The sequence below is a fragment of the Enterobacter cloacae complex sp. 2024EL-00214 genome, assembly GCF_043945575.1.
Lineage (GTDB): Bacteria > Pseudomonadota > Gammaproteobacteria > Enterobacterales > Enterobacteriaceae > Enterobacter > Enterobacter cloacae_P.
Window position 1 is genome coordinate 1 of the sequence record NZ_JBIMRC010000034.1, and the last position, 25,408, is coordinate 25,408.

A 25,408-nucleotide genomic window follows, 5' to 3' on the forward strand; every position below is an offset into this window, starting at 1 on the left:
TAAGCCGGAAGCGTTTTCCCGGGCACAATTCAGGGGAGTTACTGATGCAGGTTGCCGTTTCTGTATCATGTCGCCAGCCCTCCATCTGGTAACGCGCAAAGGCCTCTCCGTGCGCTTCGTCCTTGAATCGCCCCGGGTAATCGAAAATTTCATACTGTGTAAGCTGGCCGTTCAGGTTCTCTGCGGCACGGTTGTAGTAACCCGGCCAGCCCGGCGTTTTGAAGGTGTAGTCCTGGATTTCCACCGAAGAAGGCCCGGTCCGGGCCCGGTAGCGAAAGCTACTGATGCACATTGTGGAGACTTCTGTATTCGTGTTCGGGTTGAACGGCATCTCACCTAATGTCGATACCCCGGCCACATCATCACACAGCACCAGTTTTTGCTCCGGCCCCTGTGGCGCGTGCCAGTCAAAGTAGAAGATGCCTTCCTCTGACCACAGACGGGTCAGGAATGCGAGGTCACTTTCCCCGTACTGAACGCAGAACTCGCGTGCCGGGTGAGATTCATAAAACACGGGCGTCCACTCCGTAACGCCATTTTCATTAAGCAGGGCAGAGGAGATGGTCTGGATATCCTGCTGCTGGAAAATACGGAAGTTCTGGCGCAGACCACAACGCCACAGGGGAGGGACTATTGTGAGGTGATAGCGCATCTGCCAGTGATTATTTTCCCCCAGCGTCACTTCGTTGATGATACCGTTGACGTAGCGTTGCGCCTCCATCCCCTGCCAGACAGTCAGCAGCGCGTTCTTTTCCAGAAAGTCCGTTGCCGCCAGGTCCGGCAGGTCGCTGGCGATATCCACTTCCAGGGTAAAAGGCGTGGAATGGCACTGCTGAAGCGTGAACCCCACCACGGCAGTGGACGTTTCATCCAGCCCGTCTATATTCAGCGTGAAACGCAGACCTTTTAATGACATATTTGACCTCCCTGGTTCACAGGAAAAAGAGACTGTCGCCGGACAGCAACTGTGGCAGTACAGTGTTACGCTTTGCGTTCAGATGTGTTCAGGCACGCTACCGCCGAAGTTTCCGGCGTCCGCCATCTCCCGTAAAAACGTAACTCCTTACTGACACTGACTTTTTATTTCCGGCGTACAAAAAACAGCACCCTGCCCGTGGGGGCAGGATGCTGTCAGTTCATGTAACCCGCATTTATGCTTCCAGCGGCGCACGCCAGTCGTCAGCACCAGAGGTGCCTGACTTGACGTGTTCCCACTCAACTTTACGGTAGGCCAGTTTTACCGCGAGCAGCTGCGTGAATTCACGCTGTGTCGGGTCCTGGCAGTGCGGCATGTGCAGGTTCATATCCACAATGGTCGCATCGGTCAGACGGGTGGTGAAGTAGTGCTCCTGTTTGCCTTCAACAGAGGTACGCCACCAGTGCATTTCCACCTTCGGCAGCATTTCACCGGACGCCAGCGCGTTGTACATCAGCGGGACGGCCTTGTTCAGCGCCACGGTGAAGATGAACGGCTTGTGGGCGCGCTGGCCGCTTGGCTGACCAGACTGAGGGTCAGTAGGGACGGTCACATTGTGCAGAAACTCCTGCACCAGCATTTCGTCTTCGTGACCCTGCACGTAGATGTTGCCGACAGAATCTGCGGTGAATGCACCGGCAGTGATGTTGCCCTGGGTCTGGCCTGTAATTGATATGTAACATGGTGTTGGCATTTTATTAACTCCTTCGGGTAGTCTTAACGACTGTTACCGTTACCTGCCGCTAGCCTGCGGCTGGTAACGTTTTGTGGTTCACTCCTGGAACCGCCTTTTTCGTATCCACCGCAAGTAAATGAATTTACATTTATGTGGGCAGGTAACACGAAAATTATTACGCGTGTATTTGAATGCATGTCCGTATCTGGATGTTCATATATTCCATTCATCAGTGTTTGTTTTTAATCTTTATGGGCGCTGTTGAATCATGAATAAATATTGTATTCGTAAAATCCGGCTCTCATTTTTATAATCTACTTGCCGGTTTGGTTGTTAGTTAAGTCAATAAATTGACATTTTGTATATATGCAAAGAAATTTATTCATTAAATATATGGTGAGTTAATAAAAATCATTTAAATCAATTAGTTATATGATAAAACAATGCGGAATGTTACTGTTTTTATTATTTATCATGATGTCGACTTAAGCAGTTAACTTTAACTAAAAACAAGGATACCCCTCTTCCTTGAATGAAAAAAGCGCTTTTAAAATAAATTTTCGCGAGTAGAATGCCGGATTAAAGGCTGTGCCTTATTCTATTTATTACCGCCACTGACGCGACATTATTGGTGTTTTTTGCTGCACGAACTGTGCCGCATTCATGGCATAAACGCTAACCTGAAAACTGACGGATTATTTTCATGAGCAGCAGAAAAAATGACGGTAGTGGCAGTATTGCCCCTAAAGAGCGAGTAAACATCAAATTTCAGCCCAAAACGGGAAATCAGACGGCGGAAGTCGAACTGCCGCTTAACCTGTTGGTGACGGGTGATCTGACTGGAGGGCGGGATGACACACCACTGGATGAGCGCCAGCCAGTTGCCATCAGTCGTAACAATTTTAACGCCGTACTGGAACAGGCGGGTGTCGGACGCGAGTTCACAGTTCCTTCTGCACTCAGTGAAACGCCTGATGCACGCATGAGCGTCAACCTGAAAGTGAAGTCCCTGGCTGATCTTACGCCGGACAACATCGCCACCCAGATTCCGGAACTCAAAAAGCTACTGGAACTACGTGAAACGCTGGTTGCGCTGAAAGGCCCGATGGGCAACCTGCCTGCTTTCCGCGCCCAGATTAAGGCGTTGCTGGATAACGAAGAAAGCCGCGAGCAGTTGATCGCTGAGCTGGGCCTTGCTGGCCGGAAATAATCTTTTGTACAAGGACTTCAGTATGTCAGAAACCATCTTACCGGAAGTGTCTGCTTCCGTTGCGCCGGTCGCAGTGCCTGGTCTGCTTGATGAAATCATGGCGCAGACCCGTTTTAAACCGGAGTCAGAAAGTTACGATATCGCCCGCCAGGGGGTGACAGCCTTTATCAGCGCGCTGTTGCAGCGTGACGATGAGGCGGAGCCCATTGATATTCTGGCAGTCAACGCAATGATTGCCGATATTGATGCGCGAATGGGCCACCAGATGGATCTCATCCTTCACGCCCCGGAATTCCAGGAACTGGAGTCGTTCCTGCGTTCACTGAAACTGCTGGTTGACCATGCCGATCCGCGTGAAAATATTAAAATTCATATCCTGTCCGCCACAAAAGAAGAGTTGCTGGATGATTTTGAATTTGCACCGGAAATTACTCAGTCTGGGTTCTACCGTCACGTCTATTCTAGCGGTTTTGGCCAGTTTGGCGGAGAACCATTCGCTGCCGTGATTGGCAATTACAGTTTTAATAACACAGCCGCAGATATGAAGCTGTTGAAATACATCAGTGCTGTCAGCTCAATGTCCCACTGTCCGTTCCTGTCTTCCGTTTCTCCGGAATTTTTTGGACTGGATTCGTTTACCGAACTCCCCGGCATTAAAGATGTTGCCGCCATTTTTGAAGGTCCGGCCTATACAAAATGGCGTTCACTGCGCGAGTCAGAAGATGCCCGAAATCTCGGTCTGACAGCGCCGCGTTTTTTGCTCCGCCATCCTTACTCATCGGATGAAAATCCGATTAAAAACTTTAATTATCATGAAGATGTAAGCAGGAGTCATGAGCATTATCTGTGGGGCAACACAGCGTTTCTTCTGGCTGCCAATATGACCGAAAGTTTCATGTCAACAAGATGGTGCCCAAATATCGTCGGCCCACAAAGTGGTGGTGCGGTAAAAGATTTACCCGTGCATCTGTATGAGACTATGGGGCAGCTTCAGGCCAAAGTTCCGACCGAAATCCTCATTACTGACAGGCGGGAATATGAACTGGCGGAGCAGGGATTTATTACCCTGACGATGCGAAAAGGTTCTGATAATGCTGCATTTTTCTCTGCCAACTCTGTGCAAAAACCCAAAATTTTCCCTAATACTCCGGAGGGGAAAGAGGCTGAAACCAACTATAAGCTGGGAACTCAACTTCCTTATTTGTTTATTATCAACAGGTTAGCTCATTACATTAAGGTGCTGCAACGTGAGCAACTTGGTTCATGGAAAGAACGGAGCGACCTGGAGCGTGAGCTGAACACCTGGATACGCCAGTATGTGGCGGACCAGGAAAATCCACCGTCTGATGTACGCAGCCGCAAACCTCTGCGCCAGGCGAAGATTGAAGTCTCTGATGTGGAAGGCGAACCCGGCTGGTACCAGGTCAGCCTGAGCATCCGTCCCCATTTTAAGTATATGGGGGCGTCGTTTGAACTGTCTCTGGTCGGGCGTCTGGACAGGGAATAAGTACCATGATAACGGAGCGGGAGTCCGGGGGGAGTCTGTTTGAGCGTATCCGGGAGGCGGCGAAGCCGCCTGTGCGCAGGAAGCCGAAAGAAGCGTTACTACGCTCCATCCAGAATAACCTGCGTGATGTGCTCAATACCCGCACCGGTAGCTGCCACGGTTCACCGGAGCTGGGTATTCCGGATTTCAATGATGAATCTCTGGCGGCCCAAAACCTCAGGGTGGCGATAGCCCGGATTATCCAGGCATGTATCCTGCGTTATGAACCGCGAATTACCGATATTGCTGTTACCTCTGGTGTGCAGGTCGACTATGTACCCCTTGAACTGCGTTTTCATATTGTGGCGTATATGGATTTTCACGGCAGCAGGGACATTCTGGAATTCAACATTCTGCTGGATAACCATCAGCACTGGTCGGTGGAGGAGTAGCTATGCCGTTTCAAGAGAGCTATTACCGGGAAGAACTGGACTATTTGCGTCAGCTCGGCAAGCTTCTGGCGCGGGAAAAACCGCATCTGGCCCGCTTTCTGGCTGAAAAGGAAGGCGATCCGGATGTGGAGCGCCTGATGGAAAGTTTTGCCTTTCTTTCCGGTGGACTTCGACAAAAGCTGGAGGATGAATTTCCTGAGTTTTCTCACGGGCTCATCAATATGCTGTGGGCGAATTACCTACGCCCGGTGCCTGCCATGACCATCATTGAATATAAACCAGCGGCGGCGCAACTTTCTGCGCCTGCTAAAGTTTACCGTGATGAACTCATCAGTTCTGGTGTCGTCAGGGTGGAGTCTGCTGGCCGGAAAAAGGTTCTGACTGACGATAATGCTGAAGTCCCTCCGGTATGCCATTTTACACTGGCGCGTGACACCTGGTTACAGCCCCTTCATATTCGCGATGTTCGTGATACCAGTACCCTGAAACAAGGCATTATTGAGATTGATTTTTTTACCGAAGGCAACATTTCAGCCCGGTCGCTGGATCTGAATAAGCTTACCTTCTGGCTGGGCAACGAGGATGACTATACCCGCCACCAGCTCTACCTGTGGTTCAGCGAACGGCTGATGGATGCTGAACTGGTTGCTGGAGACAGGCTACTGCCTTTGCCGGATTTATGGCTGGACGCAGCCGGGTTTGAGCGCGAAGATGCGCTTCTGCCCTGGCCGAAAAATGTTCACAACGGCTATCGCGTTCTTCAGGAGTATTTTTGCTACCCGGAGAGCTTTTTCTTCTTTCATCTACGCGACGTGACGCCATTGCCGGAAGATTTTCCGGTACGTGCCTTTACGCTGCGCCTGTATTTTAACCAGCCGTTGCCGGTGGACAGTAAACTACGGCAGGATTCACTGCGTATTTACTGTACCCCCGCAGTGAATTTGTTCCGGCATTATGCCGAGCCGGTTAGTCCGGACGGCAGCACACCACAGTATCTACTGAGCGTCAGCCACAGATATCCGGATTATTATGATATCTTTCAGGTGAAATCCGTTTCCAGTAAGGTCGCGGCATCCAAAGATACACCTGGTCCGTCAGAGCGGGTTCGGTTGTGGCCCGAATTTGAGAGCTTTCAGCACCAGATCGAATATAGCCAACAGCGCGAAGTGGTTTACTGGCATCACAGGACAAAAACCTCGCTGTTTCACCGGGGTCTGGAGCATTCCATTGCTTTCGTCCATGCTGATGCCAGGCAACCCGATCTTTCACAATTGAACAATGAAGTTATCACAGCTTCATTGGTCTGCACCAACCGGATGCTGCCTGTTTTGTTACATAGCGGGGATATCAGCGTTGCGGTCGATAAAAATCCGGCAGTGGCTTCCTTCAGTAATGTCACACGCCCGACGCGCCCGCTCTGGCCGGTTACTGACGGCGGCATGCACTGGTCGCTGATTTCCTGCATGAACCTGAACTATCTCTCCCTGCTTGACCGCGAGGCGCTGATTCAGGTGATGCGCACCTTTGATCTGCCGGGCATTCATCATCCGCAGCAGGCGCGACTTTCCAGCCAGAAGCTGGACGCCATTGAAAAACTCGATACCCGTCCGGTTGACCGCCTGTTTAAAGGTGTACCGGTTCGGGGGCTTGCCACCACGCTGTGGATAAACCCCGCACCCTTTGTCTGCGAAGGTGAAATCTACCTGCTGGGCACCGTGCTGTCGCACTTCTTTGCCCTGTACGCCAGTATTAATTCCTTTCACTGTCTCAAAATCATCAATACGGAAAGTCAGGAGGCCTGGGAATGGCAGCACACCGGCCAGCATGCCCTGATGTAGGGGCGCATGACGCCTTCACGGCAGATGTACGCGGGATGAATTTTTATGTCCTGATGGATGCGCTGTACCGCCGGTACGGCGAACCGGATCAGGAGTCGTCCCTGCGCACCGAGCCTGCACAGGAAGTGGCGTTGTTTAAATCCGACCCCAGCATTGCCTTTCCGGGCAGCGAACTGACGTCGCTGACCCGTAACGATGCAGGCCAGTTCACGCTGACCACCAAATTTTTAGGTTTCTCTGGCAGCCAGTCGCCGCTGCCCGGCTATTACCTGGATCGTATGGCGCGGGAGTCCGCGCAGAATGAAGAAGGTCTGGCGGCATTTCTCGATCTATTCAGCCACCGCTGGACGCAGTTTGCATATCACGCCTGGCGTAAATACCGCTATTACATTTGTTTTCGCAATGGTGGTACGGACGTTTTTTCGCAACGAATGTACGCGCTGGTCGGGCTGGGCAATAAAAGCGTGCGCGATAAACTCGCCATCAACCACAGCAGGATGCTGGCCTACGCGGGCATACTGGCAACGCCGGGCCGCTCGCCGGACGTGGTATGCAACCTGGTCTCTCACTGTTTTGATCTGCCGGATGTCACCATTGAGAACTGGCTGCTGCGTAAAGTGCCGGTCGATCCGTCACAGCAGAACCGGCTGGGCGTGCGCCATCCGAAGAAGAAAACTGCCGGATATGTTCCCGGACGCTCAGTTATCGGCGTCAATTTTACCCTCGGTGTCAGAGTACCTGATCGCAGCGGTAAATTCCTGCTGCGGATCGGCAATCTGTCCATGTCACGGTATCTCTCATTTTTACCGGATGGCAACAACCATGACGCGCTGAAAATGTTTATCTCTTTCCTGTTGCGTGACCAGTTGGCCTGGGATTTACAACTGGATCTGGCACCGGATCAGGCGCAGGGAATGCGGCTGGGCGACCGCGCCAGCGCCTGCATCAAACGAACGGCGTTTATCGGTAAGCCGAAAATGCCACCGTCCATAATTCTCCACATCAGGGACTAATTTTATGGAGCCGCATATGGCTGAGGAACAACCACAGTCTCCCGCATTATCACTGACGTTGCAGGTGATGAACGGTAATGAACTGGAAAGCGGGCGCGCCGCAAAATGTCTCTTTTCCGCCGAAGGCGGGGATATTGGTCACGCCCCGGAGTGCCGCTGGTCGGTGCAGGACCGGGCCGGATCGGTTGCCGGTCGCGCCTGCCAGATTGTCCTGCATGACGGCGTATTCTGCCTGCGCAGCCTGGTGCCGGGGCTGATGATAAACCTGGCCCCGGTCTCAGTGGACGCCGGGCTGGTGCGTCTGCGCCAGGGGGACGAGATAGGACTCAGCACGCTGTCGCTGAAGGCGTTTATCCATGAGGGTAAACTGGTCAGCTACAGCGAACAGATGGCTGCGCCGGAAACTATCGTGACCAACCGTGACCGTCTGGCTGATGCGCTGCTGACCACCGACGGGCAGCCTGCTTATCCAGGAATGCCCCGACGTCACCAGCTTGCCGACACGGTGGTGAATGGTTTTTCCACCGATCCGTTGCAGGCGCTGCGGGCCGAAAGCCTCACCACGGCGGGCGACATGCTTTCCGGCGGGGCAGTATCCGGCTTTTCAGCGCCAGCGTCTGATCCTGTAAAAGATAATGCCATCAATACGCCGTTTATGGATCTGCCGCCGCTGTATGCCAGACCGCAGGACAATAATAGTGACAGCGGTGTTTCCCCGGAGGGGATGGCGCAGCGCCATCTCGCCGCCACTCCGTTGTTGCGCGGGCTGGGCAGTTCGCTTGCCGTGCGCAACTCGCAGGACGCCGATGATTTTCTGGAAGAGGCCGGACGGACGCTACAAGCGGCCATTAAAGGACTGCTTGAGCTGCAACAGAGCCAGAGCAGCCTGTCAGACAAGCACCTGCGCCCGCTGGAGGACAACCCGTTGCGCCTGAATATGGACTATGCCACTGCGCTGGACGTGATGTTCGCAGAGGGTAAAAGTCCGGTGCATCTCGCCGCCCCTGCGGCAGTGGGTGAGTGCCTGCGCAATATCCGCCATCACGAAGAGGCCAACCGTGCAGCGATTGTGGAATCGCTGCACGTCCTGCTGGATGCCTTTTCGCCACAGAGCCTGATGCGACGGTTTGTCCAGTACCGCCGCAGCCATGAACTGCGCAAGCCGCTGGATGATGCCGGTGCCTGGCAAATGTACTGCGACTACTACGATGAGCTGGCCTCCAGTCGCCAGCAGGGTTTTGAGATGCTGTTTAACGAAGTCTACGCTCAGGTCTATGACCGGGCACTGCGTGAAAAACAGCGGGAGCCACAGGCATGAACGGAAAGGCGTTACTGGCCTGCGTTCTGATAAGTATTGCGTTAACCGGCTGCGAAACGGCAAAAAAAATCGGCCAGGTGATCAGTAACCCGAATATTCAGGTGGGTGATTTGAAATCGCAGCCCTCGGAGGTGACCGTCACGTTGCTGACCGAGCCGGACACCAACCTGAACGCAGACGGCGAAGCTGCGCCGGTGGACGTACAGCTGATTTACCTGACCGACGACTCAAAACTCCAGGCCGCCGATTATGACCAGATAGCCAGCACGCCGTTGCCGGATGTGCTGGGGAAAAACTATATCGACCACCAGGATTTCAGCCTGCTGCCCGACACTATCAAAACGCTGCCGCCGGTGAAGCTGGATGAAAAAACGCAGTTTATTGGCGTGGTGGCGTACTTCTCCGACGACCAGACCAGCGAATGGCGACAGATTGCGCCAGTGGAAGGAACAGGCCACAGCTACCGCCTGCTGATACATGTGCGGCAGAGCAGCATCGAAATGAAAAAAGAGGACAACTGACGATGGCGACCATGAAAAACAGGGTGATCTGGCAGGAGGGGTTGTTTGCCCTACCGCAGCACTTTCAGCAACAGCAGCGCAATCACGAGTACCATCTGAACCAGCGTATGGACGCCCTGGGTGATTTTGCCTGGGGATTCACCTCGCTGGTGCTGAATATGGAGCTGCTGGCCCAGGGGAAAATCATGATCGCCAGCGCGTCAGGCTGTATGCCTGACGGCACGGTGTTCAGTATCCCTGAGCAGGATAATCTTCCCGTGCCTTTTCAGCCGGTCGATTTCTCAAAACCGGGAAGCCAGGATATTTACCTCACCCTGCCGGTACTGAGCGATATCACCTGCGAAATCAGCGGACGCCAGAGCGCTGGACAGGGAACAGAGCGTTACAGCCTGACCCGCGTGGATGCCCGCGATCTGCACTCCGATGAGGGCGATGTTCAGCAGATCGACGTCGCCAGTCTGGTGCCCAGGATCGTCAGTGGCGCGGAGGATCTCAGCGCGATGGTGACGTTGCCGCTGTGCCGTATTCGCAACACGCAGGCCACTGGCGCGCTGGTGCTGGATGACAGTTTTATCCCGACCTGCCAGGCTATCCGGGTCAGCAACGTGCTGAGCGGGTTTGCCGGGGATGTGCAGGGGCTTATCCGGAGCCGGGCCAGCGAGCTGGCAAAGCGCATTGGTTCCCCGGAGCAGAGCGGTATTGCTGACGTGGCGGAGTTCATGATGTTGCAGATGCTCAACCGCAACCAGATGCACTTCACTCACCGCTCGCATCTGCATACCCTGCACCCGGAGACCTTTTATCTGGATCTGGTTCGCCTACTGGGCGAGCTGATGACCTTTACCGAAAACAATCGTCTGCCCTGTGAAGTGGAGGTTTACAACCACCGTGACCTCACGCAGTCATTTAAAACAGTGATCCCGGAACTGCGTCGGGCACTCAATACCGTTCTAATGCCGCGGGCGCAGAACCTGCCGCTGATATTTGCAGATGGCGTGTATATCGCCACCATCAACGATCCGGCACTGATACAGTCCGGCTCCTTTGTGCTGGCCGTCCGCGCCAGGATGCCCAACAACCAGATTATTCTCCAGTTTACCCAGCAGGCGAAAGTCGCCGCCACCGACAAGATCCGCAATGTGGTCAGCGTCCAGGTGCCTGGCGTCCCGCTGCGTCCACTCACTGCCGCCCCTCGTCAGTTGCCGTATCACGACGGATACGTGTATTTCGAACTGGAAAAAGGCGCGGCGGCCTGGAACGACGTGGTGAAGACCGGTGCGCTGGGGCTGCATATTTCCGGCACATTCCCGGATCTGGATATGCAGCTGTGGGCGATAAGAGGCTGATGTTATGAGTGAGCAGACCGTTTTTCCACCTGGCGGAAGCGACTGGCCGAAGGAGGATTCCCTTCAGGACAATGCAGCTGTGTCCGGGTATGACAGGGAAAGTACTTGCCGACAGTACCGGTTGCCGCTTCGCGGCCACAGCCTCAATCCGATGATCGACGCGGCCACGCCGCTGCTGGGTATGGTTATGCGTGTGGCCGGTATGCACAGCAACGCCATGCCGGAAAACTTGTTTACCCAGGTGGTGACGGACGTACAGGCGGTGGAGCAGTTGCTCCAGGAGCAGGGCTACGAACCGGGGGTGATCGTCTCGTTTCGCTATATCCTCTGTACCTTTATTGACGAGGCGGCGCTGGGTAACGGCTGGTCGAACAAGAACGAGTGGATCAAACAATCGCTGCTGGTGCATTTCCACAATGAAGCCTGGGGCGGTGAAAAAGTATTTATTCTGCTTGAGCGCCTGATGCGCGAGCCTGCGCGGTATCAGCATCTGCTGGAGTTTTTGTACATCTGCTTTTCGCTGGGTTTTCGCGGGCGATACAAAGTGGCGGCGCAGGATCAGGGCGAGTTTGAACAAATTTACCGTCGCCTGTACCACGTTTTGCATAAGCTGCGCGGCGACGCGCCATTCCCACTGCTGCACCAGGATAAAAAAACGCAGGGCGGGCGTTATCAGCTCATTAAACGGCTGTCCGTTAAGCATGTCCTGCTGGGCAGTGTTGTCGTGCTGGCGCTGATTTATCTGTTTCACCTGCTGCGCCTGGACGGTCAGACGCAGGACATTCTCCATCAGTTGAACCGGCTGCTTGCCAGGTAAGGACACCTATGATCCAGATTGATTTAGCCACGCTGGTAAAACGGCTTAATCCGTTCTCAAAACAGGCGCTGGAGATGGCGGCGTCGGAATGTATGAGCCAGCAGGCCGCGGAAATCACTGTTGCTCATGTTCTGATTCAGATGCTGGCGATAACGCGCAGTGACCTGCGGGTGATTGCGGAAAGAGCCGACACTAGCGTGGAAGACTTACGTCAGACACTGACGGTGGAAAATTATGCCACCAGCCGCTCAGTTGACAGCTACCCGTCTTTTTCACCAATGCTGGTTGAGTGGCTGAAAGAGTCCTGGCTGCTGGCTTCTGCACAGATGCAGCAGACCGAACTGCGCGGCGGCACCCTGTTGCTCGCCCTGTTGCACTCGCCGCTGCGCTATGTGCCGCCTGCTGCCGCCCGGCTGCTTACGAATATCAATCGCGACCAGCTACAGCAGGATTTTACTGGATGGACAAAGGAGTCTGCGGAGTCCGTGGTGCTTACTGACGGGCAACCCGGCCAGCACGCCACCGTTGCCAGTGATGAAACCCTGTTGGGTCGTTACACCAAAAACATGACCGAAGATGCCCGTAAGGGGAGGCTCGATCCGGTAATGTGCCGCGACAATGAAATCGACCTGATGATTGATATTCTCTGCCGCCGCCGTAAAAACAATCCGGTGGTGGTGGGGGAGGCTGGCGTTGGCAAAAGTGCCTTAATTGAGGGGCTTGCGCTGCGTATTATCGCAGGCCTGGTGCCGGACAAGCTGCGCGATACCGATATTATGACCCTGGATTTAGGCGCATTGCAGGCGGGAGCCTCGGTCAAGGGCGAGTTTGAAAAACGCTTCAAGGGGCTGATGGCCGAAGTCATTCAGTCCCCCAAACCGGTCATTCTGTTTATTGACGAAGCCCACACGCTGATTGGCACGGGTAATGCCCAGGGCGGGCTGGATATCTCCAACCTGCTCAAACCAGCACTGGCGCGTGGCGAACTGAAGACAATCGCCGCCACCACCTGGAGCGAGTACAAAAAATACTTCGAAAAAGACGCGGCCCTGTCGCGCCGTTTTCAGTTAGTGAAAGTGAGCGAACCCAGCGCTGCCGAAGCGACAATTATCCTGCGTGGTCTGTCCGCGGTCTATGAACAGTCCCACGGCGTACTGATTGATGACGACGCATTACAGGCGGCGGCGACATTAAGCGAGCGCTACCTCTCCGGACGGCAGTTACCGGACAAGGCCATCGACGTGCTGGACACCGCCTGCGCCCGCGTGGCGATAAATCTCTCCTCACCGCCGAAACAAATCTCTGCACTGACCACCCTGAGCCATCAGTGTGAGGCGGAAATCCGCCAGCTTGAGCGTGAAATCCGTATCGGCCTGCGCACAGATACCGCGCGGCTGGAGGAAGTCCACGCGCAGTATGAAACCGCACAGACGGAGCTTCTGGCGCTGGAAGAAGCTTGGCGTCAGCAGCAGACGCTGGTACAGGAGATTATTGCGCTGCGCAAAGGGTTACTGGAAGAGGCAGATGTAGCCAGCAGCAAAGAAATCGTGCCAGAGAAAGCGGATATGGCTGACAATGACGACCTGGCGGCAGATGAGACAGACACCCCAATTTCCCCGGCTGAACGCCTGTCACAGCTGACCGCTGAACTGGATGCCCTGCACGACGCGCAGTTGCTGGTCTCCCCACACGTTGATAAAAAACAGATTGCAGCCGTGATTGCTGAATGGACCGGCGTGCCGCTTAATCGCCTGTCGCAGAATGAAATGTCGGTCATCACCGACCTGCCGCAGTGGCTGGGTGACAGCATCAAGGGCCAGGATTTAGCCATCAGGCATCTGCACAAGCACCTGCTTACCGCACGTGCTGACCTGCGCCGTCCGGGCCGTCCGTTGGGCGCATTCCTGCTGGCCGGTCCGAGCGGCGTGGGTAAAACCGAAACCGTGTTACAACTGGCGGAGCTGCTCTACGGCGGGCGTCAGTATCTCACCACCATCAATATGTCGGAGTTTCAGGAGAAGCATACCGTTTCGCGACTGATCGGTTCCCCACCGGGCTATGTCGGCTACGGCGAGGGCGGCGTGCTGACCGAAGCCATCCGCCAGAAACCGTATTCGGTGGTGCTGCTCGATGAAGTGGAAAAAGCCCATCCGGATGTGCTCAACCTGTTCTACCAGGCATTCGACAAGGGCGAGATGGCGGATGGTGAAGGTCGTCTGATTGATTGTAAAAACATCGTCTTTTTCCTCACCTCCAATCTCGGTTATCAGGTGATTGTTGAATATGCCGACAATCCGGAAACCCTGCACGATGCACTGTATCCGGTACTGGCCGACTTCTTCAAACCCGCATTGCTGGCGCGTATGGAGGTGGTGCCGTACCTGCCGCTGTCCCGTGAGACTCTTGCCACTATTATCGCCGGCAAGCTGGCACGACTGGACAATGTGCTGCGCACCCGCTTTAACGCGGAGGTGGTCATCGCATCGGTTGTCACCGACGAAATCATGCAGCGCGTCACCCGCGCTGAGAACGGCGCACGAATGCTGGAATCCGTTATTGACGGCGAGATGCTGCCGCCGCTGTCGCTATTGCTGTTGCAGAAAATGGCGGCAAACGCGGTGATCACAAGGATAAACCTCGGCGTGACGGACGGCGCATTTACCGCCGACATTGAAGAAGAGATGACCGCCAGCAATGACGTACCGGAACCGGAGGATGCCGCCCTGTGAGTCACTCGCACGCTTTCCGGTACATTGCCCTGCTGGCCGTACTGACCACTGGTGTTGTGCAGTCGGCCAGTTCACCAGAGTTGATCGTCCCTGGCGTCGCCCTGGCAGCGGCTGCCACCGCGCCGGGTTCACAGACTGCCGACAGTGCACAGGCAACGCTGAATGCCATGAGCGCCTGCCGGAAAGAACCTGCGGCGCTGGAGCGGTTGGACTGCTACGACCGCATTCTTGCGCCTGAGCAACCGGAAGACTTTACCCGCGCGCTGGCAAAAGCGCGCTATCAGGGCGAGGCATGGACGCGGGCATTTGCGCAGGAAAAGCAGCGCGCGGACAACTCCACCACGCTGATGATAACCGAAAGCCCCGGCGAGCGCCCGACGGTGATTATTACCACACCTGCTATCGGCAACATACCGCCGCGCCCGGTACTGATGTTCAGTTGCGTGGACAATATCACCCGGATGCAGGTGGCGCTGACCCACGCCCGGACGGAAAACGATCTTGATGTGGTGCTGAGTGCCGACAACCGCCAGCTTCACTCGCACTGGTTTATTCGCGAAAACGGCTATCTACTGGAAGCTAGCCGGGGGCTCTCAGGCATTGATGAAATTAAGCAACTGTTCGGCGCAAAAACGCTGACCGTTGATACCGGCACCGACAGCGCAGTCGGAAAACTGACCTTTAACATTGATGGGTTGGCAAAAACTATCGCCCCGCTGCGCGATGCCTGTCACTGGGCGGGAGAATAACAATGACAATGGACTTACGTAACCCTGATGTATGGCTTGCGCATCTGCTGGAAAATTTGCCGGAGGAAAAACGGGCCTGTGCGCTGAGCGATGACAATCCGGACTGGGAATATATTGACGGTGAAATCGTCAAACTCGGCTCGCTTGCCCACAGCCAGCTCGATATTCCGGAAATCCAGCGTCGGGGGCTGATGCTTCTGGCCTCAGAAAGCAAGGATTTTCGCCTGCTGGCACACCTGCTGCGTACCCTGCAACACGCGGGCGACCTACTACTGGCACTGCGCCTGCTGGCGTTGTACGTGGAGCACTACTGGACGGTAGCCGCGCCGCAAAACGCCACGCATAAGAAACGCTTCGCGCTCCAGGTGGTAAAACGTTTTGAAGCGGGCGTTGACGGTTTTGCACAAAGCGCTGGGACGGCCCAGCGCGACCTGCTGCTGGGGGAACTGGCTAAACTGGCGCAGTGCTGGCAGCAGCATAATGCGCCGGAACTGGCGCAGACCGCTGATGATATCAGCACATTGTATCAGCGTACCTTCCGTGACAGTGCGCCCGCCATCGCGCCCGCAGCCGCATCATCTGCCGTTGCCGCCACGCCAGCAGGCGTAACCGCAGCACCCGTCGCTGCCCCGGTCGTGGACATCGACAGTCACGATGATAAAGCCTGGCGCGACACACTGCTGAAAGTGACCACCATCCTCTGCGAGCGGCAACCGGACTCTCCGTTGGGTTACCGTTTGCGTCGCCACGCGCTGTGGCAGAGCATCACCAGCGTACCGCAGGCGGAAAGCGACGGACGCACGCCGCTGGCGGCTGTTTCCGCTGACATGGTGAACGATTATACAGCGCGGCTCGCCAGCGCCGATATGGCGCTCTGGCAACAGGTGGAAAAAAGCCTGCTGCTGGCTCCCTACTGGCTGGACGGCCATTACCTGTCAGCGCAGACCGCGCAACGTCTGGGCTATCACGATGCGGCGGAGGCTATCCGTGATGAAGTCTCCCGTTTTCTGACACGGCTGCCCCGGCTTGCGACCCTGCTGTTTAACGATCATACGCCGTTTATCAGCGAGCCGACGAAGCAGTGGCTGGCCGCCACCCGGAACAACCGCAGCCAGGCTGCGCCTGCGATACAGGCCAGCGAAGAGCGCCAGGCCGTTCGCGCGTGCTTTACGGAGCAGGGGCTGGAGGCCGCGCTTCAGTATCTGGAAGCCCTGCCCGAAGGCTCTCCCCGCGACCAGTTTCACCGCCAGTACCTCGGCGCACAGTTGATGGAAGAGGCGGGCATGGAAAAACTGGCGCAGCAGCAATACCGGATGCTGTTCCGGCTGGGGCTGCAGATGAGGTTGACAGACTGGGAGCCATCCCTGCTCGAGCAACTGGAACACAAATTCACGGCAGAACAGTAAAAAACAACAGGAGCTTTTGTGAGATTACCGACACCCCGACTTTTCAGTGGGCTGAGATCTGCTCTCCGACCGGCGATGCCCCGCTTTAAGGTTTCCGCCTTCTGGCTGCTGGTGCTGGCGTGGATTTTTCTGCTGGTGTGGATCTGGTGGAAAGGTCCGACGTGGACATTATACGATGAGTACTGGCTGAAGCCGCTGGCGAACCGCTGGCTGGCAACCGCCGCGTGGGGGCTGGTAGCCCTGGCCTGGCTTACCGTCAGGGTCATGAAGCGCCTGCAACAGCTTGAGAAACAACAAAAGCAGCAGCGCGAAGAGACGCTTGATCCGCTCAGTATCGAACTGAATGCCCAGCAGCGTTACCTCGACCGCTGGCTGTTGCGCCTGCAACGCCACCTCGACAGCCGCCGTTATCTGTGGCAACTGCCCTGGTATATGGCTGTCGGCCCTGCTGGCAGCGGCAAAACCGTGCTGCTGCGCGAAGGATTCCCGTCCGACATTATCTATACGCCGGAAGCGGTACGGGGAACGGAACAGCGCCTGTATATCACGCCGCACGTCGGGCAACAGGCCGTCATCTTTGATATCGCAGGCGTACTCTGTGGGCAGCCGGATGCCGATACGCTGCACCGCCGTCTGTGGGAGCACTGGCTTGACTGGCTGGTACAAAAACGCGCACGCCAGCCGCTCAACGGCCTGATCCTGACGCTGGATCTGCCTGACCTGCTGACCGCCGACAAACGTCGCCAGGAGCAACTGGTGCAGATCCTGCGCGGTCGTTTACAGGATATACGCCAGCACCTCCACTGCCAGCTTCCCGTCTATGTGGTACTGACCAGGCTGGATCTGCTGACCGGTTTTGCCGCCCTGTTTCAGTCGCTGGACAGACAGGGCCGCGATGCCATCCTCGGCGTTACCTTCACCCGCCGCGCCCATGAGAATGATGACTGGCGCGCAGAGCTGAATGCCTTCTGGCAGACCTGGGGGGAGCAGCTCAACAACGCCCTGCCGGATCTGATGCTCGCGCAAAATCACAACCGCAGCGCCCTGTTCAGCTTTGTCCGCCAGATGCAGGGCGGTTATGACGCGCTGGCTTCGCTGCTCGGCAGCCTGCTGGACGGTGAAAACATGGATGTGATGTTGCGCGGCGTGTATCTCACCTCATCCCTGCAACGCGGCCAGATGGATGATATTTTTATGCAGTCCGCCGCCCGCCAGTACCGGCTGGGCAGCAGCCCACTGACTGCCTGGCCGCTGGTGGATACGGTGCCCTACTTCACCCGCAGCCTGTTCCCGCAGGCGCTGCTTGCTGAACCTAATCTGTCCGGGGAAAACAGCGTCTGGCTTGGCAACGCCCGTCGCAGGTTGATGGCATTCGCAGCCATCAGCGCGGTGCTGATTGTCCTGGCTGCCAGTGGCTGGCACCATTATTACAACACCAACTGGAACGCTGGTGTCAGGGTGCTGGAACAGGCCAGAACGTTTATGGCCGTTCCCCCGCCACAGGGAGTGGATGACTATGGCAACCTGCAACTTCCCCTGCTGAATCCGGTACGGGACGCCACACTGGCCTACGGTGACTGGGGTGATCGCAGCCGTCTGGCTGACCTCGGTCTGTACCAGGGCAGAAATATCGGCCCGTATGTTGAACAGACCTATCTGCAACTGCTGGAACAGCGCTACCTCCCGGCGCTCTCAAATGGTCTGATGAAGGATCTGGCAGCGGCACCGCCGGGCAGCGAGCAAAAGCTGGCCGTACTGCGCGTGATCCGGATGCTGGAGGACAAGAGCGGGCGCAACGATGAGGTGGTGAAACAGTATATGGCGAAACGCTGGAGCGAACAGTTCCACGGCCAGCGTGATATCCAGGCACAGTTGATGGCACATCTGGACTATGCCCTGAAGCATACCGACTGGCACGCACAGCGGGAGAAGGGCGATAATGATGCCATCAGCCGCTGGACGCCGTATGGTAAACCCGTCACTGACGCACAGCATGAACTCAGCAAACTGCCGGTTTACCAGCGCGTGTACCAGAGCCTGAAGATGCGGGCGCTGGGCGTCCTGCCTGCCGATCTGAACCTGCGTGACCAGGTGGGTGCCACCTTTGACCAGGCGTTTACCTCCGCCGATGACAACAGGCTCATTGTGCCGCAGTTTCTCACCCGTTACGGCCTGCAAAGTTATTTTGTGAAGCAGCGTGACGAACTGGTTGAGCTGACTGCGCTGGACTCCTGGGTGCTCAACCTGACCCACAGCGTGCATTACAGCGACGCCGATCGGGCTGAAATCCAGCGCCAGCTTACCGAACAGTATCTCAGCGACTACACCGCCACCTGGCGCGCCGGAATGGATAACCTCAATGTACGCGACTATGAGTCCATTGCACAACTGACCGGCGCACTGGAGCAAATTATCAGCGGCGACCAGCCGCTCCAGCGGGCATTAACCGCCCTGCGCGACAACACGCATGCCATCATACTGTCAGAAAAACTGGATGATAAGGAGCGCGAAGACGCCCGGAGTGCGCCTGATTACCAGCTTCTGACGCGACTGGGGCATGAGTTCGCTCCGGAAAACAGCACGCTGGAGGTACAGAGGGACAAGGAGAGCACTGTCCAGGCAGTCTACCGGCAACTGACCGAGCTGCACCGTTACCTGCTGGCGATACAGAACGCGCCAGTACCGGGAAAATCGGCGCTGAAAGCGGTACAGCTGCGGCTGGATCAGAACAGCAGCGATCCGATCTTCGCCACCCGCCAGATGGCGAAAACCCTGCCCGCGCCGCTTAACCGCTGGGTGGGTAAGCTGGCAGACCAGGCCTGGCATGTGGTGATGGTGGAAGCCGTCCACTATATGGAAGTGGACTGGCGCGACAACGTGGTGAAACCGTTCAACGAACAGCTGGCAAATAACTATCCGTTTAACCCGCGCGCATCGCTGGATGCGTCGCTGGATGCGTTTGAGCGTTTCTTCAAACCGGACGGCGTGCTGGACACTTTTTACCAGCAGAACCTGAAGCTGTTTATGGAGAACGACCTGAGTCTGGACGACGGGGATAACAGCGTGATTATCCGCGAGGATATTCGTGAACAACTGGATACCGCGCAGAAAATTCGCGACATCTTCTTCAGCAAACAGAACGGCCTGGGCACGCAGTTTGCGGTGGAAACAGTATCGCTTTCCGGCAACAAACGGCGCAGCGTGCTGAACCTGGACGGCCAGCTCGTTGACTATAGCCAGGGACGCAACTACACCGCTCATCTGGTGTGGCCGAACAACATGCGTGAAGGTAATGAAAGTAAGCTGACACTTATCGGCACCGGCGGTAACGCTCCTCGCAGTATCGGCTTCAGCGGGCCGTGGGCGCAGTTCCGGCTGTTCGGCTCAGGGCAGCTTACCGGTGTGCAGGACGGTACCTTCAGCGTGCGCTTTAACGTGGACGGCGGTGCAATGGTCTACCGGGTACATACCGACAGTGAAGACAACCCGTTCAGCGGTGGACTGTTCAGTCAGTTCCGTCTGCCGGACACGCTGTACTGAGGAGGCACAGATGAGCAACGACGCACTCACGCAGACGATTGTGACCGGCAGCGACCCGCGCGGCCTGCCGGAGTTCAGCGCCATTCGTGAAGAAATTAACAAGGCCAGCCACCCGTCGCAACCTCAGCTTAACTGGAGACTGGTGGAGTCACTGGCGCTGACCATCTTCAAAGCCAGTGGCGTGGATTTGCACACCGCGACGTACTACACCCTGGCGCGTACCCACACGCAGGGGCTGACAGGATTTTGCGAGGGAACAGAACTGCTGGCGGCGATGATTAGTCATGAATGGGATAAATTCTGGCCGCAGGATAATCATGCCCGTACCGAAATGCTGGACTGGTTCAACACCCGCACCGGCAATATTCTGCGCCAGCAAATCTCCTTTGCGGAAAATGACCTGCCGCTGCTGTACCGCACCGAACGGGCGTTACAGCTTATCTGCGACAAACTCCAGCAGGTGGAACTGAAACGGGCACCGCGCGTGGAAAACCTGCTGTATTTTGTGCAGAACACGCGTAAACGACTGGAGCCGCAATCCAGGAGCAACGCGGACATGCCGGCGCAGACCACGGTCAGAACACTGGTCTATGCCCCGGAAAGCGCCCCCGCCACGGCGGATATCTCGCCTCCTCTTCCGGATCTGCCGGACATGAAGGTGGAGGTTCACCACAGCGCGATGGCGAACAGCGTACCGGGAGCTGTGTCAGGCAACAGAGTCAAAGGTTTTGTGGCGGGTGTTGCCTGTACGGCTGTCGTTGCTGCCGCGCTCTGGTGGTGGCAGGTGTACCCGGTGCAGCAGCAACTGGCGCAGGTCCGGGATACCGCGCAGGGTGCCGCCACCGCCTGGCTGGCCTCTCCGGATCTGAACAGTTACGGACAACGGCTGCAACAGCTTCCCGATGCCCCTCCGTTACAGTTGCTGGAAACGGGCATACAGATGATGCGAACGGCGGACAGCCGCTGGCCGGAGAGCCTGCAACAGCAGCAGGCGACGGCGCAGTGGAATGCGACGCTGAAAACCCGCGCGCAGAACAGCCCGCAGATGCGGGGATGGCTCCAGACTCGCCAGGATTTACATGCCTTTGCGGATCTGGTGATGCAGCGGGAAAAAGAGGGATTGACGCTTTCCTATATCAAGAATGTCATCTGGCAGGCCGAGCGAGGACTGGGACAGGAAACACCACTGGAATCCTTGCTGACGCAGTACCAGGACGCGCGGGTGCAGGGGGAAAACACTGATGTGCTGGAAAAACAGATTAATGAGCGGCTGGACGGTGTATTAAGCCGCTGGTTGTTGCTAAAAAACGATGGGATGCCGGAAACGGCAACTGAAAACAAATCTGGAAAATAACGACGAAATCAAAGGAGTTTATCATGGCAAATCCGGTTTATTTGACACTGAACGGCGATCTTCAGGGGCTGATCTCCGCTGGCTGTTCTTCCATGGCTTCCATTGGCAACAAAGCTCAGATTGCACATATGGATCAGATTATTGTGCTGGGTCTGTCCCATGGGCTGACCCGTGCACAGAACGTTAATCATCAGATGCTGATGATCGAGAAGCCAGTGGATAAATCTTCCCCGTTACTGACTAAAGCCATTAGCGAAAATGAATGTTTGACCTGCGACTTTGAGTATTACCGTACCAACCGCTTTGGCATTAATGAACTGTATTATAAAGTGAAGCTGATTAACGCCCGTATCGCCAGTATTGCACACAATGTGCCACACACTATCACCAACAGTCAGGGGCAACCGGAAGAGTCAGTCTCACTAACCTATGAAAGTATTACCCAGGAACACTGTACTGCAGGTACCAGTGCGTACAGCCTGTGGGAAGAACGACTTTTTTAGCATCAATGAATATTGAAAATGCGAAGGAGAGCGTATGAGATTGAGAATTAGTAGGGCTGTCGGGGTTAATCAGCCAAATAGCATTGCTGATGTCAGGAAAATTCAGATGTTACTGAATAGATCTATTCGTGACGACAATATTGAATCCCTGAAAGAAGACGGCTTATGGGGACCTAAAACTTTTGCCAGATTAGTGTACTTTCAGGAAAAATTTGTTCATCTTTCTCACGCTGACGCAGTAGTTAATCGATATGGCCCAACCTTCAGAAGATTAAATCAGGCTAACGGTGCGGCCCATAATAAAACTTCACCACACCAGAAACAGACTGCGTTAGTACCGGATAGTAATCAGATTAAACAATTAGCACAACGTGCATCATTACCCTTACCTGCAATTAAGTCTGAATGGATTAACAGGGCGTTACCAGCAGCTATTAATGTTAAACGTAACTGGGGAGTACCGATAGCCGTGACTATTGCCCAGGGGGCCCTGGAATCGGGGTGGGGGCTTAAAGCAAAAGGGAATGCATATTTTGGTGTAAAAGGAAAGTCTCCTGAAGGTAACTCCATAACGTTTACGACACATGAAAATTATGATGGTCAATCAGTAAAGATTAAGGACAGTTTTCGATCTTATGATTCGTTGGAACAATCAGCAGATGATTATGGTCGATTTCTTAGCGTTAATAAACGTTACGCCACAGCATTTTCTTACCCGAATGACCCTGAGAAATTTATACATGAAGTAGCTAAAGCTGGATATGCAACAAATCCTGATTATGAGAAGCATATAATTAATATCATTAGGACTACCGGTATAAAAGATTACGATACTATGGGCGTTTCTACATCCATGTGTTATATTAATCCTTTACATTATTTTAGCTTGCTGGACTAAAAATGAAAAAATTAGTTTATATAACGTTACTTGGTTGTGCGACTTTCACGGCGAACGCATTCTCAACTGAACTACCTCCGATTGTTCAACTGGTCAAAAAAACACTGGAGCAGAGAAAACTCCTGGTCTCTCCGGAATGTACTGATTACCTTTATATTCCAGATAATGAACCTGGCATAGATGTAGTTAATGTTGTGGAAAAACATGGTGGAAATTGTCCTGGTGACCCACAAACACAGCCCAGGTTATTCAGTGTATCTGTCGATAAAAAAACACATAAAATGGAGTCAGATATTAATGACCCTGAGGATGGCACTCTTTCTCCCCTTCCTGAAAAGTGAATGTTCTCCTGTGAGGATATTAATGCAGGAGTAAGGGATGGGATGTATTGAATAAATTCATTATCATTCACCCTGTTCAAATTAATCTGTTCAGGAAGTTTAAATATGTATCGGTTCTACTGAGAAGAAAAGTTGACGATATCATCAAAACCTATGATGAAATAACCAGTGTAACCGACGGGCGGCATGTTGATGCTCATCTGTGGTGTGGTCACTGGAATGCTTTTTGACCGGGAAAAGGAGATGGCTCAGAAGATCAGAAATTTTCGTACCACTGACTGCCGCCGCAGATCATCGGCGGCAGATATTCCTGAATACGGGCATTTATCAGATTTTATTGCTGTACCGGTTTGCCAGGTCCCGTACCACCATTTGGCAGGTTTTTTGTTCCAGGCTGACAATCTGCTGTTCTGTAATATCCATTTTCTCACTGGTTTTCGCATCAGTTTTCGCTTTTGCATCAGTTTGCACGATCAACGGAACAGCCACTGATTCAATATTGGCAGGGGAATATGTGGCCCATTCCCCAGTGGCGACATCCACCAGCGCAAACCGGATCAAATAACGTAGTGATGATCCTGACAATGTTTCTCCGGCGTATTTTTTCCAGACTACCTCTTTTGTCACAGAGTTATATTTTCCCGATTCCAGTTCATCCCAGTAAACCACGATGGCTTTCTGTCTGCCTTTTGCTGCAATATATCTCATCACCTGCATATAGTTTGCATTAATCACACTGTTCTTGTCTGCTGAAAAATCGTCAGCCGTGGTCGCGTCAACCTGCGCTTCCTTTACCGGTGTGACAGGCTGAACAGGGCGTTTTTTCTTCACAACTGGAATACCGGAGAATGTGGATACCCTATAGTAGCGCTGCATTTCCTGTTGCATGATGACATCAGGTGCGTGAGAGCCGGATTTTACAAGCACAACGGCAGAGTTCAGAGGGATAGTAAATTGCCCCTGAGCCTCCTCGATGGCATTATGAATATCTTCCTCGGTGATTTCCAGCGTCAGCTCATTGCCAAAAACATCCTGATCGGTTAGCTGCGATGTGGAAGAGATTTGCTCCTGGTGAGAAACTGCACCTGCTTTTGTTTTCTGGGCATCAATGGAGAATGTCCTGGTACACCCGGTTAACAGAAAGGAACCTGAAACAAGAAATAGTAATAACCCTGACCTGGTATTCATAAATAACAATCCTCATTGATATATCATTTTTATTTAATACGGAAAGCAGTGGCTTATTATACCGTTATTTATGGATAGCATAAGATAAATATTAATAGGCCGCGTGAATACATGGTGAAATATCATTCACAAAGTAGATGTAAAATAATTCCCATGCCGATATGAAATGACAATTAATGGCTATAAAATTTATTGTACTGTAAAATTAATGATGCACACAATAAAGGGCTCTCCTGTTAAAATAATCAAAAATATAATTTCTGAATCCGGTTCGTCATTATTAAAATAAGAGTAATGAAAACATGTTAATATTGAGGGTGCTTTTGCGTATAATGCTGTAATGATCTTTGTTCATAATCTATATAACGACGTTTCAAAAAATATTTATATATAATTGAGTTAAGAAATAAAGAACATCAGAAAAATTGTTGGTTATTATAGCAATCATCTTTTACGATATTTTCCCGGCTAATGGAGAATGTAATTATGTATTCCATCCTTCGTGACGCCAGAAATTCATCAATGCCTGTTTGGGTTACAATAAATGAAACGGTTGATATTATCAATAACCTCACTATACATGCAGTTAAATTCAGTGGTCTCTGCCGCTTCGCACTTTACGGACATATCACACTATCAGTCTATTTTCAGTCACAGCTCATATTCCTGCGAGTCAGCATGAAAATGAATAACATTATTCAGACAATAAAGGTTGATACTGAAAATATTATTACCCGGTTATGTTACCTGAGTAGTGAGTACATCATTAATAATGATAACCGTCTTGCAGGTACGGAAGGTGATTATATTCCTCACCGCAGACACGCTGAAGGCACCGCGTTGGCTAAGAACGGAAGAGGGGAGTATTGAGTTGCTGAACTAGCCCAAAAGCAAAAAACCAGCCCGTAGGCTGGTTTCTCTAAATAGTGGTGCCCGGACTCGGAATCGAACCAAGGATTCGTTTCTATAGCAACGAAATCACCGAATAACAGTGAGTTACCTTTACGCTTCGATTCCGAATGTACCACTATTTTGTACCACCCTCAA

At 53.8% G+C, this 25,408-nt stretch carries 21 protein-coding genes; 18 read left to right on the forward strand and 3 right to left on the reverse strand.

The genetic code is table 11. The features are described from left to right. Together tssI and ACHHZ6_RS23740 are read right to left on the reverse strand one after the other, a co-directional pair. On the reverse strand, positions 1-916 hold a 916-nt coding region (tssI, locus tag ACHHZ6_RS23735), incomplete at its 3' end, for a type VI secretion system tip protein TssI/VgrG (protein ID WP_395123136.1). Positions 917-1,151: 235 nt separating this feature from the next. After that, positions 1,152-1,670, reverse strand: a complete 519-nt coding sequence (locus tag ACHHZ6_RS23740) for an Hcp family type VI secretion system effector (protein WP_196390480.1) — start codon at positions 1,668-1,670, stop codon at positions 1,152-1,154. Positions 1,671-2,355: 685 nt separating this feature from the next. On the opposite strand from ACHHZ6_RS23740, the gene tssB reads away from it, so the two are divergent. The 17 genes from tssB (at position 2,356) to ACHHZ6_RS23825 (ending at position 23,173) form a co-directional block, all read left to right on the forward strand. Then, complete coding sequence (gene tssB, locus ACHHZ6_RS23745; RefSeq protein ID WP_196390479.1) at positions 2,356-2,862, forward strand: type VI secretion system contractile sheath small subunit; 507 nt, start codon at positions 2,356-2,358, stop codon at positions 2,860-2,862. Positions 2,863-2,884: 22 nt separating this feature from the next. Continuing rightward, on the forward strand, positions 2,885-4,369 hold the full coding sequence (gene tssC, locus ACHHZ6_RS23750; RefSeq protein WP_196390478.1) for a type VI secretion system contractile sheath large subunit: 1,485 nt from the start codon (positions 2,885-2,887) through the stop codon (positions 4,367-4,369). A 5-nt stretch (positions 4,370-4,374) separates the two neighbouring features. After that, on the forward strand, positions 4,375-4,800 hold the full coding sequence (gene tssE / locus ACHHZ6_RS23755; RefSeq protein WP_196390477.1) for a type VI secretion system baseplate subunit TssE: 426 nt from the start codon (positions 4,375-4,377) through the stop codon (positions 4,798-4,800). Positions 4,801-4,802: 2 nt separating this feature from the next. After that, on the forward strand, positions 4,803-6,638 hold the full coding sequence (tssF, locus tag ACHHZ6_RS23760) for a type VI secretion system baseplate subunit TssF (protein WP_395123137.1): 1,836 nt from the start codon (positions 4,803-4,805) through the stop codon (positions 6,636-6,638). Beyond that, positions 6,605-7,651, forward strand: a complete 1,047-nt coding sequence (gene tssG, locus ACHHZ6_RS23765; protein WP_196390475.1) for a type VI secretion system baseplate subunit TssG — start codon at positions 6,605-6,607, stop codon at positions 7,649-7,651. Before tssF ends, tssG begins: the two co-directional genes overlap by 34 nt. Positions 7,652-7,667: 16 nt before the next feature. Next, positions 7,668-8,969: a type VI secretion system-associated FHA domain protein TagH gene (gene tagH, locus ACHHZ6_RS23770; protein WP_330165441.1), complete on the forward strand. Its 1,302-nt coding sequence runs from the start codon at positions 7,668-7,670 to the stop codon at positions 8,967-8,969. Next, on the forward strand, positions 8,966-9,490 hold the full coding sequence (gene tssJ / locus ACHHZ6_RS23775; protein WP_196390473.1) for a type VI secretion system lipoprotein TssJ: 525 nt from the start codon (positions 8,966-8,968) through the stop codon (positions 9,488-9,490). Before tagH ends, tssJ begins: the two co-directional genes overlap by 4 nt. Positions 9,491-9,492: 2 nt before the next feature. Next, positions 9,493-10,836, forward strand: a complete 1,344-nt coding sequence (gene tssK, locus ACHHZ6_RS23780) for a type VI secretion system baseplate subunit TssK (protein ID WP_196390472.1) — start codon at positions 9,493-9,495, stop codon at positions 10,834-10,836. 4 nt (positions 10,837-10,840) lie between these two features. Next, positions 10,841-11,653, forward strand: a complete 813-nt coding sequence (gene icmH / locus ACHHZ6_RS23785) for a type IVB secretion system protein IcmH/DotU (RefSeq protein WP_395123138.1) — start codon at positions 10,841-10,843, stop codon at positions 11,651-11,653. A gap of 8 nt (positions 11,654-11,661) precedes the next feature. Then, positions 11,662-14,382, forward strand: a complete 2,721-nt coding sequence (gene tssH, locus ACHHZ6_RS23790; RefSeq protein WP_395123139.1) for a type VI secretion system ATPase TssH — start codon at positions 11,662-11,664, stop codon at positions 14,380-14,382. Then, positions 14,379-15,131 carry a type VI secretion system-associated protein VasI gene (gene vasI, locus ACHHZ6_RS23795; RefSeq protein WP_395123140.1) on the forward strand — a complete coding sequence of 251 codons (753 nt, stop codon included), beginning with the start codon at positions 14,379-14,381 and terminating at the stop codon, positions 15,129-15,131. Before tssH ends, vasI begins: the two co-directional genes overlap by 4 nt. A 2-nt stretch (positions 15,132-15,133) precedes the next feature. Continuing rightward, positions 15,134-16,537, forward strand: a complete 1,404-nt coding sequence (gene tssA / locus ACHHZ6_RS23800) for a type VI secretion system protein TssA (protein ID WP_395123141.1) — start codon at positions 15,134-15,136, stop codon at positions 16,535-16,537. A 75-nt stretch (positions 16,538-16,612) separates the two neighbouring features. Continuing rightward, positions 16,613-20,077, forward strand: a complete 3,465-nt coding sequence (gene tssM, locus ACHHZ6_RS23805; RefSeq protein WP_395123144.1) for a type VI secretion system membrane subunit TssM — start codon at positions 16,613-16,615, stop codon at positions 20,075-20,077. Positions 20,078-20,087: 10 nt separating this feature from the next. After that, positions 20,088-21,431, forward strand: a complete 1,344-nt coding sequence (locus tag ACHHZ6_RS23810) for a VasL domain-containing protein (protein WP_395123142.1) — start codon at positions 20,088-20,090, stop codon at positions 21,429-21,431. A 23-nt stretch (positions 21,432-21,454) separates the two neighbouring features. Then, entirely contained in the window at positions 21,455-21,934 is a 480-nt protein-coding gene (locus ACHHZ6_RS23815; RefSeq protein ID WP_196390468.1) for an Hcp family type VI secretion system effector, read from the forward strand. A 34-nt stretch (positions 21,935-21,968) separates the two neighbouring features. Beyond that, positions 21,969-22,832: a glycoside hydrolase family 73 protein gene (locus ACHHZ6_RS23820; protein WP_196390467.1), complete on the forward strand. Its 864-nt coding sequence runs from the start codon at positions 21,969-21,971 to the stop codon at positions 22,830-22,832. 2 nt (positions 22,833-22,834) lie between these two features. Next, on the forward strand, positions 22,835-23,173 hold the full coding sequence (locus ACHHZ6_RS23825; RefSeq protein ID WP_395123143.1) for a hypothetical protein: 339 nt from the start codon (positions 22,835-22,837) through the stop codon (positions 23,171-23,173). 327 nt (positions 23,174-23,500) lie between these two features. Here ACHHZ6_RS23825 and ACHHZ6_RS23830 read toward each other — a convergent pair whose 3' ends face one another. Further along, positions 23,501-24,361, reverse strand: coding sequence for a hypothetical protein (locus tag ACHHZ6_RS23830; protein WP_395123145.1), 861 nt, complete (start codon positions 24,359-24,361; stop codon positions 23,501-23,503). Between the two features lie 486 nt (positions 24,362-24,847). On the opposite strand from ACHHZ6_RS23830, the gene ACHHZ6_RS23835 reads away from it, so the two are divergent. Then, complete coding sequence (locus ACHHZ6_RS23835; RefSeq protein WP_196390464.1) at positions 24,848-25,231, forward strand: hypothetical protein; 384 nt, start codon at positions 24,848-24,850, stop codon at positions 25,229-25,231. The last annotated feature ends 177 nt before the right edge of the window (positions 25,232-25,408 follow it).